Origin of the sequence: Mesorhizobium sp. B2-4-2, from assembly GCF_006442845.1 — a bacterium.
Taxonomy (GTDB): domain Bacteria; phylum Pseudomonadota; class Alphaproteobacteria; order Rhizobiales; family Rhizobiaceae; genus Mesorhizobium.
Genome location: NZ_VFVM01000012.1, coordinates 1 through 15951, shown reverse-complemented (window position 1 = coordinate 15951; position 15951 = coordinate 1). Strand labels below are relative to the sequence as shown.

Annotated in this window: 12 protein-coding genes; 6 read left to right on the top strand and 6 right to left on the bottom strand. The window is 59.7% G+C overall.

All coding sequences use genetic code 11. The annotated features are described in order from the left end of the window. Positions 1–115: 115 nt before the first annotated feature. The 4 genes from FJ942_RS23390 to FJ942_RS23375 all read left to right on the top strand — a co-directional run bounded on the left by FJ942_RS23390 (position 116) and on the right by FJ942_RS23375 (position 6160). Positions 116–895 carry a protein phosphatase 2C domain-containing protein gene (locus FJ942_RS23390; protein ID WP_140581123.1) on the top strand — a complete coding sequence of 260 codons (780 nt, stop codon included), beginning with the start codon at positions 116–118 and terminating at the stop codon, positions 893–895. Further along, positions 895–3321: a serine/threonine-protein kinase gene (locus FJ942_RS23385; protein ID WP_140566543.1), complete on the top strand. Its 2427-nt coding sequence runs from the start codon at positions 895–897 to the stop codon at positions 3319–3321. Before FJ942_RS23390 ends, FJ942_RS23385 begins: the two co-directional genes overlap by 1 nt. A 104-nt stretch (positions 3322–3425) precedes the next feature. After that, positions 3426–3833, top strand: a complete 408-nt coding sequence (locus FJ942_RS23380; RefSeq protein WP_181165311.1) for a DUF1036 domain-containing protein — start codon at positions 3426–3428, stop codon at positions 3831–3833. Then, positions 3830–6160, top strand: a complete 2331-nt coding sequence (locus FJ942_RS23375) for a M23 family metallopeptidase (RefSeq protein ID WP_140899060.1) — start codon at positions 3830–3832, stop codon at positions 6158–6160. The genes FJ942_RS23380 and FJ942_RS23375 overlap by 4 nt, the downstream gene beginning before the upstream one ends. Positions 6161–6228: 68 nt before the next feature. On the opposite strand, the gene FJ942_RS23370 is transcribed toward FJ942_RS23375, so the two are convergent. Then, a complete protein-coding gene (locus FJ942_RS23370) occupies positions 6229–6954 on the bottom strand; it encodes an OmpA family protein (protein ID WP_318012684.1) in 726 nt (241 codons plus the stop codon). A gap of 67 nt (positions 6955–7021) precedes the next feature. Between FJ942_RS23370 and FJ942_RS23365 the strand changes: the two genes are divergently transcribed. Next, positions 7022–7531: a hypothetical protein gene (locus FJ942_RS23365; protein ID WP_224681770.1), complete on the top strand. Its 510-nt coding sequence runs from the start codon at positions 7022–7024 to the stop codon at positions 7529–7531. Between the two features lie 56 nt (positions 7532–7587). On the opposite strand, the gene FJ942_RS23360 is transcribed toward FJ942_RS23365, so the two are convergent. From FJ942_RS23360 to FJ942_RS23345, 4 genes are all read right to left on the bottom strand, one after another. Further along, positions 7588–8832: a caspase domain-containing protein gene (locus FJ942_RS23360; RefSeq protein WP_140729111.1), complete on the bottom strand. Its 1245-nt coding sequence runs from the start codon at positions 8830–8832 to the stop codon at positions 7588–7590. A gap of 19 nt (positions 8833–8851) precedes the next feature. Then, entirely contained in the window at positions 8852–9958 is a 1107-nt protein-coding gene (locus tag FJ942_RS23355; RefSeq protein WP_140566538.1) for an OmpA family protein, read from the bottom strand. A 246-nt stretch (positions 9959–10204) separates the two neighbouring features. After that, the gene (locus FJ942_RS23350; protein ID WP_140899056.1) at positions 10205–12880 is read right to left on the bottom strand and encodes an autotransporter outer membrane beta-barrel domain-containing protein; all 2676 of its coding nucleotides are present in this window, start codon (positions 12878–12880) and stop codon (positions 10205–10207) included. Between the two features lie 235 nt (positions 12881–13115). Then, positions 13116–13841, bottom strand: coding sequence for a hypothetical protein (locus FJ942_RS23345; protein ID WP_140899054.1), 726 nt, complete (start codon positions 13839–13841; stop codon positions 13116–13118). Positions 13842–14030: 189 nt separating this feature from the next. Between FJ942_RS23345 and FJ942_RS23340 the strand changes: the two genes are divergently transcribed. Beyond that, positions 14031–15485 carry a caspase family protein gene (locus FJ942_RS23340; RefSeq protein WP_140623918.1) on the top strand — a complete coding sequence of 485 codons (1455 nt, stop codon included), beginning with the start codon at positions 14031–14033 and terminating at the stop codon, positions 15483–15485. A gap of 181 nt (positions 15486–15666) precedes the next feature. Here the strand turns inward: FJ942_RS23340 and FJ942_RS28705 are convergent. Continuing rightward, positions 15667–15951: hypothetical protein (locus tag FJ942_RS28705; RefSeq protein ID WP_246679883.1), on the bottom strand; the 285-nt coding region annotated here is incomplete at its 5' end.

Genomic DNA, 15951 nt, shown 5'->3' with positions numbered 1-15951 from the left:
AGGCACACACATATTTTAGTTTTCGATACTCTAATGTTTGAGCCTGTGGCAAAGTGGCACGAACGCGCCCGAAGGTGCGCCGCGGAGGACGCTGGGTGAAGCGTTTGGTGGCAAATTGAACAATGTCGCCCTTCCCATTGAAAGCTTCGGCGTGAGCCACAGAGGCTGTGTGCGGGAGCTCAATGAAGACAACTACCTGGTCGAGCCCCAGGCTGGCCTGTGGTTGGTCGCCGACGGGATGGGTGGTCACGACGCCGGAGAAGTCGCTTCAGCCAGTATCGTCAATCATCTGGCAACGATCGGGATTGCCAGCTCCGCACCGGATCTTCGGGCGCGCTTCGAAGACAGGCTGAGCAGGGCTAATGCCGAGATCCGCCGCATCTCCCAGTCTCGCGGGATAACAATCGGCTCAACTTTTGCCGCCCTGCTTGCCATAGACGGGCGGTTCGCCTGCCTCTGGGCTGGTGACAGCCGCGTGTATCTGATCCGCGAGGCCTCGATCTCGCAAATATCGAAGGACCATACCGAGGTTCAGGAACTCATCGATAAAGGCATGCTCACCGAAGCCGAAGCGCTCACCTGGCCGCGCCGCAATGTCATTACGCAGGCAGTCGGCGTCAGCGACGAGATTGTCATCGATTTCCAGCAAGGTGAAATCCTGCCGGGGGACATCTTTGTGCTGAGCACCGATGGCCTGACGGCGCATGTCACCGATGCTGAGATCAAGGCTGCGACAGTGTCCGCGACACCTCAGTCGGCGTGTGAAAACCTGCTGGAAACGGTTCTGGCGCGTGGCGGAACAGACAATGTGACCATCGTGCTTGTCAGGGTCGCGGGCGGATACGACAGCCAGTCGCCCCGTCCAGCTCTGTACAAAGCGCGGGGGCGGGGCTGATGAGCGCCGACGACAAGACGCGGATATCGCCAGGCGCGGCCAACACTGCCGTGGGCACGCAACTGAGCGGTATCTACGAACTTGACGAGCGGATCGCATTCGGGGGCATGGGCGAAGTCTACCGGGGCCACAACATCCAGACCGGCGACCACGTCGCGATCAAGATCGTTTTGCCGGAATTCGCGCGCGACCAAACGATCTTGTCCCTGTTTCGCAAAGAGGCAACTATCCTGAACCACCTGTCGCATGACGCGGTCGTGCGTTATCACGTCTTCACGATCGATCCGGGGATCGGTCGTCCCTACCTCGCCATGGAATTCGTCGATGGAGCGTCGTTGTTCGACATCATGCGACGTGGGGCGATGCCGACGGGAGAGGTACGAAAGCTGTGCCATCGCCTCGCCTCCGGTCTAAGCGCCGTGCACCAGGCCGGAGCAATACACCGCGACCTCTCGCCGGATAACATTATTCTGCCGGGGGACCGGGTTGACCGTGCGAAGATCATCGATTTCGGCATCGCACGCTCGGCGACGGTGGGCGGAGAGACCCTGATAGGCGGAAGGTTCGCGGGAAAGTACAACTATGTTTCGCCCGAACAACTCGGGCTCTACAGCGGCGACGTCAGAGAGCAGTCCGACATCTACAGCCTTGGGCTGGTATTGGTCGCCGCCTTGCGCGGCAAGCCGATCGATATGAGCGGCTCGCAGTTCGAAGTCATCGAAAAGCGCCGGACCGTGCCTAATCTCTCCGATATCGATGACGATTTTCGCGGCATTGTCGAAGCCATGCTTCAACCGGATCCGCGAGACCGGCCCGTCAGCATGGCCGAAATCGCCAGGATGACGCGTGATGAAAACGAGGAGACAATCCCGCCGACTTCCCTCACACCCCGCGTTAGGCCGGGTTTGCCGCCGATAGGGCAAGCCGCGGCTCCAGCCAGCAAGAATGAGGTCGAGCGGCACGACGAGGCAGCCGCGACGGGTTCAGGTGGGCCGCGCTTCGTCCAGCATGTGCGGCCCGCGCATTTGTCTGGACCGCCGCGTCCGGGCCCCGTCGGCGCTGCACGTACCGCCACAGCCGAGGCGCCTGGCAAATCCACAAGGACCCGAACGATCGCGCTCTGTGCCTTGGCGGCGCTAGCCGTGGCCTCTGGAGGCGGCCTTTATCTGGGCGGCGTCATGACGCCTGCGACGCCGACTGTCGGCAAGACGTCGCTTTCCGCGGCAGAGCCAGCAAAGCCCGCGCCCCAAACGTCACAGCCCGCCGCTACGCAGAATGCGGCGAACGCGCCCGAGCCGCCACATGTTGTTCCGCCGGCGCAGCCGAAAACGCAGGCCGGCACACCGCCGGCCGAGGGCAAGCCAGATGCTGTGGCAGCTCAAAGACTGCCGTCGGCCAAGCCCGTCGACATACCTCTACGAACCGAGGCGCCGCCGAAGCCAATCCCGACGAACGCGCCGCCGCCAGGAAGAGCATCGCCGGCAATCCAGCCTGACATGACGGCCAGCGATAGGCAAAAGCCGACTTCCCCCGATACGACCGCTCCAACCCCGCCAGAAGCCGAAACGATCCCAACTCCGCTGCCGGCTGAGACAGAGGTTGTCGAGATCAAAAAGCCCGAACCACGGGCCAGCCCGCCGGCCGCCCCAATCCCGGAACTGAAATCGAATGCAGGTCCAGCGGTGGATGCCAACGGCAACAGCCAGATTTCTGCATTGCCGACAGGCAAGCAGCCGAACCAACGCGTTGTAGCGTTGAACGTGCCCAAACCAGCGATCCCCCCGGCGGTCGACGATATCGCTCAACGCGTCGCCTGGGTTCGCGCCTTCGGCGGCGGCGACTGTTTCTATGCCGCCGTCACATCTGCTACCGACAAGGCCGCCGCAATCGAAGGATTTGGCACGGCCGTCCAGCCATTCGAACGCATGCTCGGCGATTTCCAGGCAAAATTCCATGTCGAGCCAGACATCAGCGTCCGCCTCATTGAGCCAAGCCAATGCGAGGTAACCAATTTTCTGCGCTTTCTGGGACAGACCGCGGCCGACCAGCCGCAGCTTGTTCTCGACCGAACATCCGTGCCGAACGGTACGCCGATTAGCGGTACATTGGTAACGCGCAGAGGGCTCATCTCCAGCGTTCTGCTGATCGACCACAAAGGCATGGTGTTCAATCTCGACGACCGCATCGTCACGGGGTCGGACAAGGCGACCTTCAGGATCCCGATTGGTCTCGGCACGGCCGATAAGGCTGCTGGAAAGTCCGTGCCGCAGATAATACTGGTGATCACGGGCCCTCGCGACATTCAGTCGGCTGCCTTCTCCGATCCCACGCCAGCTTCGGCGCTGTTGCCCAAAATCATCGAGGAAGTCGAGACCGACGGATCTCGGTTCTCAGCCACTGCCAAGTATTTCCGGCTCGGCGGATAGCGTGGGCCTAGCATGGAACGCCGCCGCTGGTGTTTGACCGCTTGGTCTGCCCTGCCCGAAAAGCAGCAGGTCCGGTTCCAGCCCTATCTGCCCCGAGGGCCCGCATGAAACTCGCGATCATTTTGGGCGCTCCCCTCGCCCTGCTGTTGTCCAGCCAAGCGCGAGCCGAGTTCACGGTCTGCAATCAGACACTCGATGTCGTCAATCTCGCCGTCGGCCAGAAGGTCGACAATGCGGACCAGACCGATGGATGGTGGACCATCGGCGCAAACCAATGCGTGAACGTTATCCGGGAGGAACTGACCAACCGCTACGTCTACATCTATGCAACTGACGTGTTTGGTCATGCCATCCTCGCCGGATTGACCGAAATGTGCATCGAACGGCGACGTTTCTCGATCCGCGGCAGTGACGAATGCTGGCAGCGCGGCCACATCACCGCCCGGTTTCTGGAAGTCGACACCCTCGAACAGGTGCGGTGGACCTTCTTCCTGACCGCAAGCAATCCGTGACACACCATATCGACACGAGCTTCAGACAGAAGAAGCAGGCGCGCGCCGCCCTTCGCAGGCGCACGCTATGGCGTAGGTTGATGGTGGGTTTGACCTCGGCTGTGCTGCTTTGCGTGGCCGCCGGTTTTTACCTGACCGCGGACTATTGGTCATTCGGCGACGAAGACGAGGAGTTGCATGCGGTCGAGGGGGCGGACGATGTGCCGGCCGACGCATCCGTCTACGTGCCAGCGCTGATCGATCTGGCGGGGGACCCGATGTGGATCACCCTTGCGCCAGATGCCGGCGCCGCAACCAAAGGCCGAGTGGTCCCGCGTCCGGCAGAACTCGATCAGGCCGACGTTTCTCCCCAGCTCGAAGTCCTGTCAGACGTCATGCTGAGCGCCAGCGAAAAATTCATGACGACGATACCGTCGACGCAGGAGGATTTCGCATTCTTCCAAGCGCAACGAAAAACCGCTGCCGCGCCATCGGGCGATCTGGAGAACGATCTTCAGCCCTCGCCTCCCGCCAGGGAACTTGAAGCGGCTTCCGGTCAGAAAGCCGACAGCGACGATCCCGAAGCCGGATGGGGTGAGACGATCGATGCAGGCGATGCAGCCCTGCCGGCATTCCAGAAGACCGAGATCGAGAACAACACGAGCGTCGTAGCCGTCACCAATGAGTACCAGCGATTCGCGGCGACCGAAGACACGTTCGTGAAGGTTCTCAATGATCGCAGTCTGGACAGCGTAGCGTTGGATGCGCACTTCTCCGCGCAGGATGCCAAGCTGGCAGGCGAGGCCCTGAGCGCGCTTTTCCACCGGGACGGCCTGGCAGCGGGTTACGTCGTTGCGATGCGAGGGTTCAGGCCGACGCGCGACACGAGCGCAATGTCCCTGATGCAGGTTTCGATCTACGCCAAGAACCTGTTCGTCGGCACGCTGACGCGCAACGGCGCGGGCGCCTTCGTGTCGGGTGTTGATCCCTGGGTTCGCGAAGATCTGTTCAACTATTCGGGCGCACAGGAAGAAGGCACGCGTAAACGACAGTATCGTCTGCTCGACGCCATCTATTCGACGGCAGCCCGCAACAATGTTCCAACCGGCGTGATCGGCGAGGCGATCATGTATCTTTCGAGAGGACAGGATCTGGACGCCTTTGCAAGCGAGGACCAGCGTCTGGTGATGATCTATTCACAGACGCCCAGGGGCAAGGACGAGGGCGCGGGACGGGTTCTGTATGTGGGCGTGCAGGGGAGCGAGAAAAGCCTCGACTGTTTTGTCTTCCAGCAAAGCGACGGCCAGTTTGCGTGTGTTACAGGTGACGATCAGGTACGCTCGCTGACAGTCACCAACGGCATGGTCACGCCGGTGAATGGCGTCATGACCTCCACCTTCGGACCACGAAAGCACCCCATTCTGGGGACCGTGCGCATCCACAAGGGCGTCGATTGGGCGGCACCCGTCGGCACGCCGATCGCAGCCGCCTTCGATGGCGAGATCACGTTCCAGGGCGATGGGGGAAGCTACGGCAATCTGGTCAAGATCTTGCACAAAAACGGCCGCGAGACGCATTATGCGCACATGCAGAAATTTGCAATCGAAGCCGGCGTCGGCACCAAGGTCAAGGCAGGCGACGTCATCGGCTATATCGGCACCACCGGATTATCGACCGGCCCTCACCTGCATTTCGAGCTTTACCAAAATGGCGAGGCGATCGACCCCTTGGGCACGGTTACCGCGGTCGCATCGAACGATTCCGCGGTCGAAACGCTCACCGAGCGCATCGTTCACGTCGAAAGTGGCGGTAGTGCTCGCGCCAAGAATCCTAATTCTTCCGCGACGGGCGCCGGCCAGTTCATAACCAAGACCTGGATCAGGATGATGAATACCTACCGCCCGGAGCTTGCACGCACGCTGTCGACCGACGACCTACTCGCCCTGCGCTACGACGCCACGATCTCGCGAGAGATGGTGCGCAACCTGGCGCGCGAAGGCGAGGCCTACCTGCGCCAGCGCGGCCACCAAATCACGGCCGGCCGGCTCTATCTCTGTCATTTCCTTGGAATGGAAGGCGCGCATCAGGTTCTGTCGGCATCAGGTTCGGCGCAGCTGAGCGCTGTCCTGGGGTCGGCCGTCATCCAGGCCAACCCGTTCCTCACCGGCAAGACAGCCAGCTACGTGGTGGACTGGGCCGAAAGAAAAATGGGCCAGAAGCTGACTCATCTGGCAACCGACGCCGGGTCACAGACAACGACCACCGAAATCCGTCAGACGTCGCCGGAGTTCGAAAAATACAAACAGGCCATCACTGCTCTCATGGGCTCGATCCCAAATACGCTCTGAGCGTCAGGTCTGGCATGAGTTTCTTGCGCAGAAGGGTTCCCCCTCGGTTTGCCGCGCAGTTTCGACGGTTATTGCGTTTTTATCCGCATTTCCACGCGGCGGTTGGCAGGATCGTACGGGTTGGCGTTGCGAGGGTTCTTCTCGCCCATGCCGACGGCGTTGATGCGCGCGGCCTCGACACCGCTGGCCGTCAGGAAAGCTGCCACCGATTTCGCTCTTCGTTGTGACAGACCTTCGTTGTAGCGCAGCGTGCCCGTCGCATCGGTGTAGCCTTCGACGACGAAGTTGAACGTGCTCAGCCGGTTGTCTTTCAAAGCCTTGGCGAACTCTTCGAGCTCAGCGCGCGCGGTTGCGTCGAGTTGGGCCGAATCCAGCCCGAAATTGATCAGCATGTCGAGGTTGGATCTGCCTTCCTGCTGCCCATTGGTGTTGCTCTTGTTGCACTCCTCTTCGGAACCGACACAAATTCCTCGAGATTTGCCAAGATCGGCTGCGCCGGCAAAAAACTTCACGATGTCTTCTGATTTCCGAGCCGGATCGGCGGAAGCATGGTTCGAGAAAAACACGACCGCCAACACAAAGGCTGAACGACTCCACTGCATAGCGCTCCTCCTGTTTGAGTATCCGATTTTGATCGACCGCCAGCATACCGAATTCCAGCGCAATTGTCTGTGGCCAAACGTTGGAGGTGCGATCATCGCGACTGTTTTGGCCGTGGCACGGCTTGAGACTTGACCCGCGCCGTGCCGGAGGCTTGAGTGGCCAAAGTTCCTCAATGAAAGCGCGGCGTTCATGGCCCATGGGCTCCGATTCAAAACGGCACGGGATCTTTTCGCAGCTTGTCCCGCTATCACCAGGGACATGCGCACTGCTCCGACCGAACAGCACTCGATCGCGTTTTGCCGCGACCTCCTCGCCGGGCGCATTCCTGAGGAAGCGATTACATTTTGCGCCTACCTGCTTCCCGAGCGGGCCGCGGTCTGGTGGGCCCACGAATGCCTAAGCCATCTGAGCGACCTCTTCGATGAGACCGATCACCGGTTGCTCGGTCTTGTCCGCGACTGGGTGAGCGAGCCCGACAGCCCCCGCCATCGAACAGAGATCAGAGCCGCCGCGGCAAAATCGCCAACAACCCCGGTCGGCTGGATTATCCTGGCTGCGGGATCGCGTGAAGATCGGTCAGCCGTGGCCGCGATGCCGGCACTGGATTTGCAGCCTTCTCCTGCTGCCTATGCAATCAATGCCGGAATTCTGGCCGGTCTGGCACGCGTGGCGCTCGTGGACCGTTTCTCGGTGCTGTCGGCGTTCGTCGAAATCGGTATCCAGATGGCCGAGATCGAGGCCCTCCACCAGTCAACGGATGCATCTTAGGGGCACTCGCCCACAAGACCGGCACCCACAGAACTGGAGGACGCCCTCCGTCCCGCCTACTTGCAACCGCCTTGAGCCCATTTGGCGAGCGCCACCTTGAAGCGTGTCCCAAGCGGATGCTGCAAGCGCAGAACGGAGACATCGTTGGCGGCGAAATTCTTCGCCTGATCACACAGTCGGGTCTCGTTCCACTCATGGCAGCCGTCGCAGTGCTTGCCCTGCCATACCGAATTGTCGAGGCCCTCCACCGGACTGAAGCGTGGCTCGCCTTTTATGAGCTCCGCAATACTCTTCCCATCGATTTCGGGGTCGCCGAAATCGATCGGAACGTCGAAAAAGATCGGGTCGTCAGAGGCGAGTTTTGGGATTTTCTGACGGAGCACATTGAGTGCGAGTTGGGCGTCATTGGCGGAGCTCGACGGATTAGCAGTGGCATTGCGCGTATCCGAGCCGCCTTGCGGTCCGGGAACGCCCGCCTCACCGACGATCAGCGGTGCGTTGAGATCAACCTTGTGCAGGACGACCTCGGTGGTCAGCGAGACGTTGCTCCAGGGGCGCTGCTTGCTAGCGGTTGCCTTGAACACATCGGCGGTAACACGGTTCATCGCCTCAGTGATGGACACATTTGTCTCGCCAATGTGCGCAAGCAACGCCGAGGTGAACGGCGAATGTTTGCCGGATCCGTCGTAGGCGACCTGATTTGGACTGGTGGCGAACGCGACAAGCGTACCGGCACCGCCATTCTCGATCGAGATTTCCGCAAGGCCGCTTTTTGCTCCCCTGACGCCGGCGGTCTTTGCCAGCACCTCGGCTAGAGGATTGTCGCGACAGGCGTCGAGGAAAATAAGCCTTATGCTGGTCTCGCGAGACATCTGTCGCAGAACGAAATCGACAGGCACCGCCTCGAAGTCGAGCGAAGTCTCGTCCTCCAGGGCGGCATCGATCGGAAGAAGATAGTTGCTGCCTGAAACCTGCAAGCCATGGCCCGCATAGAAGAAAAGCGCGATGTCCGCCCCGCGCACCTGCTTTGCGAACTGCGCTATTGTCGTCTGGGTCTGCAACTTGGTCAGATCGAAGCCGGAAACGACTTCAAAACCAAGATCTTTCAGGCTTTCGGCGATGGCTTTGGCGTCGCGCACCGGATTGGCGAGTGTCGGGGCGTGCAGATATTGGGAGTTGCCAAGTACCAGCGCTGTACGGCGCTCGGCATCGGCTGCCGTCAAAGTGAAAAGCAGCGCAACTGCCGCGAGCCCGATTGCGCGCAGAAGGCTACTGCGACGGGCGATCAGATCGAAACCCACCGGGACAACAGATCCTTCCTCAGTTGACGAGCTTGGTGGCGGAAAACTCGATCCGCCGATTGAGCGCCTTGTTCTTCGGCGTGTCGTTGCCGGCGACTGGGCGTTCCTCGCCGTAGCCGGTCGCCGTAATCTGCGTGCGCGGAATGCCCGCTCCAACAATGGCGTCGGCCACTGCCTGGGCCCTGCGCTCCGATAAGCGCTTGTTCTCTGCAACCGGTCCATCGGCATCGGTGTGTCCGGAAACTTCGACCTTTAGGCCTGGGCATTTGCTGACGACACCGACGACCTCAGCGAGGAGCGGGCGGCTTTGGGCATCGAGCCGCGCGCTCGCGGGGCGAAAATAGATCGCCCCGGTACGGGACAGCACCGCAAACCTGTTGAGGCATTCCTCATCGTTGAAGTTGGTCTTCGTCGCATCGGTGGCGACGGGCCCGACCTCGGTGCTTGCCGCAACGGTCTGGGCGGGGGGCGGCTTGCTTCCGTCGGCCGTGAACACGAAATCGAACGACACCGATGCGGTAGGAACAATGTTGGTCACACTGGCCGCCTGTTGGAGTTTGTCGACATTGGGCAATAGACCGAAGTCTTCCACATGCACCGCGACAGGGGCCTCCGAGGCGACCGACACCATGGTGTCGCTGACCATGGTCACCACGACGTTGGCCTCAAGATCCTTGTCGACCCCATGCAGGTTGAGACGGAATGGAAGAACCGCCTTCATACGTCGCTTGGTGGCGAGGTCGGCAAATGCCGCCGGATCCACTTTCGCTGTCAGTTCGGCGGTTGGAAACTTGTAGGTCTCAAAGAAAAGGAACCGCATCCGGACATTGCGCAGGTCGACCCCGGTATCCACTGAGTTGAGGTCAAAGGAGACCTTGGCGTCGCCGGTCGAAGTAAGGCTGCCGGAAATATTCCTGATCTTGTTGGTTTCGACGATCGTGTTCTTCTTGACCGACTGATAGGTGAGGACCGAAGCGGTCGGATCGAGCGCCCAGTTCGTCTGCGCGTTCGCCGTTCCCAGTCCGGGCAAAAACAACACGAACAACGAAACGATCAAGCCAAGCGTCTTCGCGGCGACTCTGCTTCTTGACCGTGCTTTGCGCCAGACTCCGAGAACTTCGAACATGGCTCCCCCTGCCTACGACAACAGAACCCCGTATCGACATCACGACCATGCGGTGTCTCCAGAGAGCATAGAGCACTTGTTGCCAATTGGCGAGCATCCCGGTTGGTGTGTTTGGCCAGCCCGCGATCCCGGCATCGCGATACCGCACCTTGCCTGAGTGCGGGGGATTCGAAGGTCCTGCTATTCCCATCCCAAAGACGTCAGGAACTCAGCGCGGGCGCGGATGATCCGCGGATCGAGGAACCGCTAGAAAGCTATCTTAAGTCCGAGCTTGGCGCCAATAGTGGAGCTATCCGACGAGGCCTTACCACGGACTTCGCCGTTGACGGTCGTCAACTCCGAAACTTTCAGGTTGAACCCCGTCGATAGCGCCACGGAAAAATCCGCATCGTCGAAGGCGATCGTCCTGGTACCGATCTCGGTCGTGTTCTTGTAACCGAAACGCTGCTGCAATTCGCCACGCGCATAGGGGCTGAACACCATACCGTTGCTCAGCGTGTAATCGCCATAAATGCCAGGCTCGAACTTGATGGCGCCAAATGAAAGCCGGCTCTTGCCGAACTGATTGCCACCGCTGTCAGTGTAGGGATCGCCGCGGAATGAAACACCAAGCAGGCCGCCACGCAGATCGAAACGGGTGCGTTCGCCCAGCGCGAAGATGTGGCCGACAGATCCCGTGACCGCGTAGCCCTCGGTGTCATAGCTGCCGGTGGTGTCAAGCACCCCGTTCATCACGTCGCTTCGGCCGAAGAAACCGGAGGCCGAGACCAGCGCGTAATTGTAGTCCTTGCGCAACAGTGCGTAGCCGCCGAACAGTCCGGCCTTGTTGTTACCTTCCCCTATGGCATCAAATCCCTGGAAGGCTCCGAGATTGACGTCAGTCGAGGCGTAGCCGGCGAATACACCGATGTTCAGGCCATACTCATTGTCGAACTGGAAATGCTTGGCGGCATTGAAGTCCAGGCTGATGGCAGCCGAAAAATCATTGGCATCGAAGCTCGGGCCGGGGCCATTCAAGCCGCCGCCACTGATGTTATAGCCGTCATGCTCGGTATGAGCGAACTGGCCGGAAGCAAAGACCCCGAAGCTCGAAGAAACCGGTACCATTCCAGATCCGGATGCAGGCGAAAGGTGGAGGTCAGCATCGATCGCGTCGCGGTTTATGCCGTAGAGAGCGTCGAGTGCCACCTCGACCGCGCCCGCGTTGGTCGCGCTGGTCGGCGCCGCCGCAATGCCGAAACTGGCCGGCGTGGCACGCAGGAACAAGCCGCCATTCGGGCCGTTTACGATCTCATAGCTGAAAAGCGAACCCGGCGTGCCGGAAATACTTCCGAGACGGAAGGTGCCGGCAACCGGTCCGCTGGCCGAGACGATGATCGGGATATTGGTCACTTGGGCGAATTGGGGGGTGCCCAGCAGATTGACAATAATGGTGCTGGTGCCGGCAGCCGAAAACGCATTGGCAACGAGTTGATCCGACCGTAGCGTCTGTTGGTTGATGTCGAGGCCGATGGTGGCGCTGTTGAGGGCGAGGCCGCCGAGCATCAACACGTCGTCGGCGACACCGTCCATCATGTTGATCAGGGAATTTGTCGCGATGATCGAACCCGGCATAGTGACGTTGCCGTTGATGAACAGCGTTGAACCGTTACCGAGGTTGAGTTGGTTTATGCCCTGCGTGCCACCGCTGAAGCGAAGGGTCGAATGGTCGGCCGAAAAATTGTCGAAGCCGGCAAAGTTCTGGCTCTTGCCGCCGGCGGCAAGGTCGGTGTCGACGACTGTGCCGTTGGCGCCTGTACCGCTGAATAGCACCCCGTCGCTAAGGATGAGCGGCTCGACGGCGCCGATATGATCGATGGTTAGCGTGTTGGGTCCAAGGCCGGTAATGTCACCCTCGATCGTGCCACCCGACAAATGGACATGTTCGGCGTCGATGCCGCCCTTTATGTCGCCGCCGACGACCGAGACGCTGTCGAAGCCTAGGCCGCCGGTGATGTTGCCGCCTGTCGTGGCGCCTATGGTTCCGCCGTTTATGTTGACGGTGTCGTCGCCGTCATTGCCGAATATGCTGCCGCCAATGGTGGCGTTGCCAGCGACCATTATCGTGTCGTTTCCGCCCGCTCCGTCGAGGTCGAGGTCGACCGCGGCACTGCCGCTGACGCTGACCCGGTCATTGCCAGCCCCGGCATCCAGGGCATCAACTGTGCCCCCCGCAATGATGATGGTATCATTGCCATCGCCCCCGGAGAGAACGCCGACGGTCGGCGCACTGAAAAAAATTCCCTCCTCGGTAGTGAGGATGCCGATCGATAACAGGTCGTCACCACTGCCGCCGGTCACATTGCCAACCTGTGTACCGTCGCCGAATATCACGACGCTGTCGGCACCATCTCCAAGGTCAATGTCCTGAATACTGCCGCTCTGGATGACGACCAGGTCATCCCCCGCCCCGGTATTGAGATTGGCCGCGACGGTTGGGGCGTACGGAACCCCCAAGAAATCCCCATAGAACATCTCAAACCGGTCGTTGCCGCCGAGGAGTTCGATTGTACCGTCCGCCGGCTGCAAGGAGGTCGACCCTCCCGCAGGCAGGCCGCCTACACCGGGTGTTGTCGCCGCTTTATCGGTCAGGAGGCCGCCAAAAATTCTCACGACGTCGTCGCCATTGCCGTCGTAGTCGTTGACGATGACTTCCGACGAGTTCTCGAAGCCGCTAAATCGGGTGGTGAATACGCCATCGACGTCCTGAAAATCCCCGGTCGTCGTGCAGTTCACGGTAACCGATGTTGCCTGGAAGGGAGTGCCGCCGCCGTTTGCAGTAGCGGAGCAGGCCGCCGCGCCAGACACTTGGAACGTGGACGCCGCCGCTAAGGCGAGCAACGAGACTCCCGTCAATTGATAGGCCTCGCGCGACACTCTCATTCGACCCCACCTTACGAGAAATCGATACCGTCACAAATCAAGGCAATTAAATAGATCAACGATCCATCTCATGGGATCGTTGACTGCTTAACCGGCACTGTACGCGTCGCGTTGCTGGGCGGCAATGGTTTGGCGTTCGTTCTCAGGAGACTATAAGGCTATCTGTGGCGACAAGGACACTATCGTAAACTTAAATGAGCCTGTCAAAAGCAGTGGCCAAACTTCAAAGGCATCTTTAAAGATCAGAATAGGCCGCCGAAACAGTCAGATCTCCCGCATGTGCAATCTTGCGATGGTAGCTTGCCCATATTTCGCCACCACACTGCTCAACCCAGCGGTAACAGAACGAGAAGTCGGTAGGGACGTCCAGTTCCGGCGTCATAATCTTCGCAAACGGCGTGAGGAAGTTCTCGAACTGAGCGGTGTACTTGCTCTTTCTGTAACGAGACCGGTCCACCGTCTCGGGTAACTTCTCGATTATGGCCGTCACGCAGTCGCGGGAGACCAGAAAGATGCCCGTGCCGCATGACGTTACCCGGACAAAGCCTTCTTGCTCTTGCCGAGGTTCGACGACGGTTCCGATGAACTCCAGGCTTTGCGCAAAGGCTTTGTCGAAGGGCAGTGTCGAGAGGGAGTGGAGTTTGCGCAGATCGATCCGGCGCCGCGGATACAGGGTGCCGACGACTTGCTTGTCCAGCGCCAGCATCGCCGCGATAAGATCAGGTGAAAAGCCCATGTCACTGTCGATCATCAGAATGTGACTGCAATCCGGTTTATTGTAGTAGAAATTCGTGAGCAGATAGTTCCGCGAAAATGGAATATCCGTGTACTCGATTTCCGACAGCGTGAAGGCGTAGTTGGACAGGCTCTTATGAGTTAAGGCCGCGAACAAGCTGCGAACGAACACGCTTTTGTAGGCTGCTCCATAAACCGGCAGCGCAAGATTGATCTTGGTCGGCATCTTGTCCTCCACAGTCCAATGACTGATCGCATACAAATCCCTTTTCCCTATCTTTGACAGGATTCTTGGTATAAATTTTGGTGACCTTCGCCGGTATGGGGCAGGCGCTCAGGCTGATTGCGGTTGCGTCGTGGTGCGTTGGGAAGTTGCTGGACCAAGATTGAGGCAGGCCGGAGCGAGCGTGCTGACATGACCCACTGCAACGGACTTCTGTTTCGTGTCCCACTGTTTCTCATTTTCCTGCTTCTTGGCTCAGCTGGTGCTCGCGCCGCGGTGGAGCCGACCGCGGCGCCGCAGCCACGCAACCGGCTAGCGATCGTCATCGGGAATTCGAACTATCAAAGCAGCCGACTTGAGCATCTCCCCAATGCCGCAAATGATGCCGCAAAGCTCTCAGAGAGCTTGAAGCGGCTAAATTTTGAGGTCCTGACGGGCACCGATCTTTCGACCCAAGATTTTTCCAGAATCTTTCGAGAAGCTGATGCAAGGCTGCCTACCGTCAGCGCAGTTTTGATTATCTACGCCGGTCATGGCGTGCAGTTGAACGGCGAAAACTACCTGCTCCCGGTCGATACGCCCGATCCTGAAAGCCTGGAAAAACTCACCGCCACGGCCATCAAGCTGAATGATGTGATCGCGCGGTTCGCGCGCCGCGACCGCCAGACGTTCATATTCCTGGACGCGTGCCGCAACAATCCGCTCGGTGCCGGTGCCGGCAATGGTCTGGCGCAAGTTGAAGTCGGTGAAAACACGTTCGTTGCCTTTGCCACCCAGCCAGGCAATGTCACGGCCGATGGCGGCGGCGAAAACAGCCCGTTCACCATTGCGCTGCTGAAGAATCTCGAGATCCCCGGGCTCAGCATTTCGGATATGATGATCCGCGTCCGCAACGAAACCGAAGCGTTGACGGTTGGCCGTCAAGTGCCGTGGGATCAATCGAACCTGCGTGAGCAGTTCTATTTCACGGAGCAACAGGTACTCGATCCGGGACAGTTGAGCGCAAGCCTTTCACGCATCCTTGCGGACCCTGCGGCAAAGAAGAGATTGCAAGTCGAACTTGCCTCCAATGACCTGCAGACCGCCGTGCTAATCGTCGGACAGACGTTGCGGTCGGTCGAGATTCCGGCACCGTCCGCCAGTTCACCGGAGCCGGTTGGCACACAGGTCGCCAATCTGTCTCCGACCGAAAGGGTTGAGGACGCTCGCCAAAGCGTCGTCTCCGGTCTCGAAACGCTCATTGTCGGCGCATCCATGGGCGAGGCGGACAAAGACAAGACAGCCGATCTTGCGCGCAGCGTTCAGACCGAACTTCGTCGCTTGGGTTGCTACCGGATGCAGATTGATGGAGATTGGGGCACGGGTTCAATCCGTGCTCTCACCGACTACTACAAGAATACCAAGCAAGTCGCGGCGACGACGGAGCCGAGCGTCGGACTGCTGGGCGATCTCTTTTTGCGCTCAGGCAGAATCTGCAAGCAGCCGGTCATCGTGAAGGCCAAGCCGGCTAAGATAGCGTCGGACGCCGCCCCTTCACGAAACGGCTCCGTACGGACGACTGCGAAACGCTCGCAGGCCGCCCCGAGACGTCCCGCGCCTCCCCCACCGGACATCAGTGGCGGCATAGGCATTGGTGGTGTGTTTTAGCGAGCCGGTCAGCAATGGGCTGCGCTCGAGTTCCAGATCAGGTGCTGCAGCCCAACAAGATGATCAAGCGTCACGGTAACGAGCGCCACGCTGGAATTCGAGGCGAAAAGCTGCGCGGATGATGAAACTGTCCGACCCCGGCCCCTGAGACGGGCGATCATATGCTGGCGTAATTATTCATTCATATTCGGTGGCTCAGTACAAGGTAGATAGCGGGGACTAACATCAACCAGCCCCCCATTCCCAACACTACCAAAATCGCCACGCGCTCGGTTCGCCTGACAAGGTCGGCAATGTTTTCCTCGTTCGTCAAAGAAACAGCGTCCAGTAGCGCAGGCGCATGATCATCGTTGTCATTTGCCCGTTGGTTTGCGTTGCCACTCTCATTGGTTCTCTGGATCGATGTCATTGTCTTTTGCTCACCAAACATACTGGAAATAGAGGGCCCGCCAGCCACCGAAGCGGC

What these genes read in the sequence shown, in the direction of transcription:
- FJ942_RS23355 (WP_140566538.1), bottom strand. Translation starts at nt 9,958, where the DNA reads ATGTTCGAAGTTCTCGGAGTCTGGCGCAAAGCACGGTCAAGAAGCAGA.
- FJ942_RS23340 (WP_140623918.1), top strand. Translation starts at nt 14,031, where the DNA reads ATGACCCACTGCAACGGACTTCTGTTTCGTGTCCCACTGTTTCTCATT.
- FJ942_RS23370 (WP_318012684.1), bottom strand. Translation starts at nt 6,954, where the DNA reads ATGAACGCCGCGCTTTCATTGAGGAACTTTGGCCACTCAAGCCTCCGG.
- FJ942_RS23345 (WP_140899054.1), bottom strand. Translation starts at nt 13,841, where the DNA reads ATGCCGACCAAGATCAATCTTGCGCTGCCGGTTTATGGAGCAGCCTAC.
- FJ942_RS23385 (WP_140566543.1), top strand. Translation starts at nt 895, where the DNA reads ATGAGCGCCGACGACAAGACGCGGATATCGCCAGGCGCGGCCAACACT.
- FJ942_RS23380 (WP_181165311.1), top strand. Translation starts at nt 3,426, where the DNA reads ATGAAACTCGCGATCATTTTGGGCGCTCCCCTCGCCCTGCTGTTGTCC.
- FJ942_RS23350 (WP_140899056.1), bottom strand. Translation starts at nt 12,880, where the DNA reads ATGAGAGTGTCGCGCGAGGCCTATCAATTGACGGGAGTCTCGTTGCTC.
- FJ942_RS23365 (WP_224681770.1), top strand. Translation starts at nt 7,022, where the DNA reads ATGCGCACTGCTCCGACCGAACAGCACTCGATCGCGTTTTGCCGCGAC.